Source organism: Streptomyces sp. KLMMK (assembly GCF_036961605.1).
In the GTDB taxonomy this organism is placed as follows: domain Bacteria; phylum Actinomycetota; class Actinomycetes; order Streptomycetales; family Streptomycetaceae; genus Streptomyces; species Streptomyces telluris.
This window is the reverse complement of sequence record NZ_JBAMDC010000536.1, coordinates 1-3,651: the sequence shown is the minus strand read 5'-3', so window position 1 is coordinate 3,651 and position 3,651 is coordinate 1. Positions and strand designations below refer to the sequence as shown.

Annotated in this window: 3 protein-coding genes; all 3 read right to left on the bottom strand. The window is 69.3% G+C overall.

The genetic code is table 11. The features are described 5' to 3' along the window. Positions 1–1,016: BMP family lipoprotein (locus V7793_RS35095; RefSeq protein ID WP_336013743.1), on the bottom strand; the 1,016-nt coding region annotated here is incomplete at its 3' end. A 345-nt stretch (positions 1,017–1,361) separates the two neighbouring features. Beyond that, positions 1,362–2,597, bottom strand: coding sequence for an amidohydrolase (locus V7793_RS35090; protein ID WP_336013744.1), 1,236 nt, complete (start codon positions 2,595–2,597; stop codon positions 1,362–1,364). Between the two features lie 113 nt (positions 2,598–2,710). Beyond that, a partial coding sequence (locus tag V7793_RS35085) for a hypothetical protein (RefSeq protein WP_336013742.1) occupies positions 2,711–3,651 on the bottom strand: 941 nt, incomplete at its 5' end.

The following is a 3,651-nucleotide window of genomic DNA, read 5'->3' as shown; positions in this document are numbered from 1 at the left end:
TTGACCTTGACCTTGCCGTCGACGATGCTCTTCTTCGCTTCCTCGATCTTGGCCTTGATGTCGTCGATGAAGCCGCCCGAGGTGGCCAGCGAGACGCCGCCGTCCTTGACCAGGTACGGGTGCGCGCCGGTCAGCGGCTTGCCGTCCTTGACGCTCTTGATCATGTCGAAGACCGCGACGTCCACGTTCTTCACGACCGAGGTGAGGATGTGGTCCTTGTACTTGGCCAGACCCGGCTGCTGGTACTGGTCGGAGTCGACACCGATGGCCCAGGCGTCCTTCTTGCCGGCGACGGCCTCGATGGAGCCGTTGCCGGAGAGGCCGGCCGCCGTGTAGATCACGTCGATGTCGCGGTCGAGCATGCCCTTGGCCTTGTCCTTGGCGGCCGCCGGGTCGTTGAAGCCCTTGTCGCTGCTGCCGAGGTACTCGGAGGTGACCTCGATCTTCGGGTTCGCGGCCTTCGCGCCCTGCTCGAAGCCCGCCTGGAACTTCTTGATCAGCTCGTTGTCCACGCCACCGATGAAGCCGACCTTGTTGGTCTTGGACTTCAGGGCCGCGGCGACGCCCGCGAGGTAGGAGCCCTCGTGCTCACCGAAGGTGATGCTGTCGACGTTCGGGCTGTCGACGACCGAGTCGACAATCGCGAAGCTGGTCTTCGGGAACTCCTTGGAGACCTTCTCGATCGACTTCGCGTAGTTGAAGCCGACGCCGATGACCGGGTTGTAACCCGCATCGGCCAGGGAGCTGAGGCGCTGCTCGCGCTCGGCCTCGGTCTCGCCGTTCTTGGCGGTCATCATCTTGCCCTTGATGCCCAGCTCCTTCTCGGCCTTGTCCAGGCCACGAGCAGCGGACTCGTTGAAGGAGTGGTCGTCGCGACCACCGACGTCGAAGGCAAGGCCGACACCCTTGCTGCTGCCTCCACCGGATTCGGTGGAGGACTCACCACAGGCGGTGAGGGTGAACGCGAGAGCTGCGGTGGTGATACCCGCGGCAGTGATTGTGGATACCCGGCGCACGAGGGGCCCCTTCACTCGAAGCGCCTCCATTGGCGCTGGACGCCGGAATCGTAACGCGCGTAGATGGACTGAAAAGGGGTACATCAAAGCCGTTATCGGATCGTCGCGAAGCACTATTGCCCCGATTGCTTCACGGATACATCCATCCAGCCCAGTCAGGCCTGGGATCGGCCGTCCACACCCCCGGTGGGTTTTACGTACAACGTGATCTGACCCCGAACCACCCAGGTTTTACGTACAACGTGACCTGGAACTCTCGATCCGGACCCGGGTCCGGCATCAACACGCCCAATGTGCACGCCTATGTGCAATCAATACGCACCCAAAAGCCGGTGCTTACTACAGCTAAACCAGCTGTCCATCCAGCAATGCCGCGGCCGTGAAGAGTTCCACGCCGGCGGTGATGGAACCCTCATCCACGTCGAAATCGCCGCAATGCAGGTCACGTCGGGTCGTGTCGCCCACCGGGCGGACGCCCAGGCGGGCCATGGCGCCGGGCACGTGCTCCAGATACCAGGAGAAGTCCTCGCCGCCGAGGCTCTGCTCGGTGTCCTCGATGGAGGCGGCGCCGCGGCGGGCGGCCATGGCACGCCGCAGCAGACCCACGACCTCGGCGTCGTTGACGACCGGGGGCACCCCTCGGACGTAATTGATCTCCGACTTGGCCCGGTGGAGCGCCGCGACCTCGTCGATCGCCGCGTGCACCAGGTCGGGGGCGTCCCGCCAGGCGTGCAGGTCCAGGCAGCGGACGGTGCCGGAGAGCTCGGCGTGCTGCGGGATCACATTGGGGGCGTGCCCCGTCTCCATCCGGCCCCAGGTGAGGGAGAGGCCCGAGCGGGCGTCCACCCGGCGGGCCAGCACCGCGGGCACGTCGATCGCGATGCGGGCGGCGGCGGTCACCAGGTCGGTGGTGAAGTGCGGGCGGGCGGTGTGGCCGCCGGGGCCGCCCAGCGTGACCTCCAGCCGGTCGCACGCGGAGGTGATGGGGCCGACCCGCAGGCCGATGCGGCCGACCTCGACCTTGGGGTCGCAGTGCACCGCGATGATCTTGCCTACGCCGTCCAGGGCCCCGCACTCGATGGCGTCGAGGGCGCCGCCGGGCAGCACCTCCTCGGCGGGCTGGAAGATCAGCCGGACGGGGCGGGGCAGCAGGCCCTGCTCGGCGAGGTCGGCGAGGACCAGGCCGGCGCCGAGGACCGCGGTGGTGTGCACGTCATGGCCGCAGGCGTGCGCCATCCTGGGGACCGTCGAGCGGTACGGGACCGTCTTGGTGTCCGGGATGGGCAGCGCGTCGAGATCGGCGCGGAGCGCCAGCATGGGCCGGGCGGGCACTCCCGGCTCCCGCCCGACGTCGCAGAACAGGCCCGTGCCCGTGGACAGCGTCCGCGGGGAGAGGCCCGCCCGCTGCAGTCTCGCCTTGACGGCCGCGGTGGTCCGGAACTCGCGGTTGCCCAGCTCGGGGTGCATGTGCAAATCCCGCCGGAACGCGATGAGTTCGTCGCGCAGCCCCGGGGGGAGCGTACCGGCGAGCACCCCCTCGCCCGTCCCCTGAGAAGTGGCAGTCCCGGCGTCGCAAGGCATCAGATGGTTCACGCAGGGAAGAGTAGAGCCCCTACCCGGGCAACTGCCCCCCGATCAAGAAAAGTTCAGCCGCATGGATGGCTCACCTGAGGGGTATGACCAGTCTTTACGGCTCAGGGAGCAGTCAGCGGGCTGGCCGGAAGTCGCCGCACATCCCGGGCCGTGTCCGTCACCTCGGCCAGGAATCCCTCCGCCCGCGGCGAGGCGTGCTCGGTGAGCCAAACGGGGTCGATGTCGCAGACCGCGACCGTGATCCCGGTGCCCGCGAGGGCCAGCGGCAGCGTGTGCACGACGGTCGAGGGGAAGCTCAGGACCGTGCGGCCGACCGGGCCGCGGCGGGCGACGATCTCCAGCGGGAGCTCGGGGCGCACGACTTCCAGCCCCACCGCGTCCGCTACCCGGCGCAGCTTCTCCGCGCTCTCGCGGCGGTGGGCGAAGTAGCGGGTGGCGCCGTGGGCGCGGGCGAGGGAGGCCACGGCCCCGAGGTAGCGTTCCGGGTCCACGACCCCGGTCTCCACCAGGGAAGTGCCCACGAGGTCCGTGCCGCCGGTGAGCCGGGGCGGGCCGAAGGCGGCGCGCGTCCAGGCGAAGTCGTTGGCCCGGACGTCTACGCCGGGTGGCGGTTCGACCGGCATCGAGGTGAACACCTCTACGCTCCGGCGATCGTTGGGCGTCAGCATCCGGCGCGCTGAAGCAGAGACCGGCGCGAAGATGAGATCGCGCGCCCCTCTACTGCCGCGGCGGTGCCACCGTACAAGGCTTTCGCCCCGGCCGAGTTGGGCGACGAACTCCATGGTGGCCGTGCCGTCGTCCACCACCACCAGCTCCCGGGCGCGGGTGATCGTCAGCAGCAGCTGGACGTAGCGCGAGAACGGGTCGCCGATCACGATCCGCTGGGCCCGGCGCAGCGGGCCCGCGAGGCCGCCGACCGTGGCCACCGGCGCCGTCGGGCCGCCCCGCGCCTCCTCCCAGCGCACCTCGTGCCCCTGGTCGCGGGCCAGCTCGGCCATCCGGCGCAGCTGGCCGCGCGACATCGGGTCGTGGGGCGCGAGGA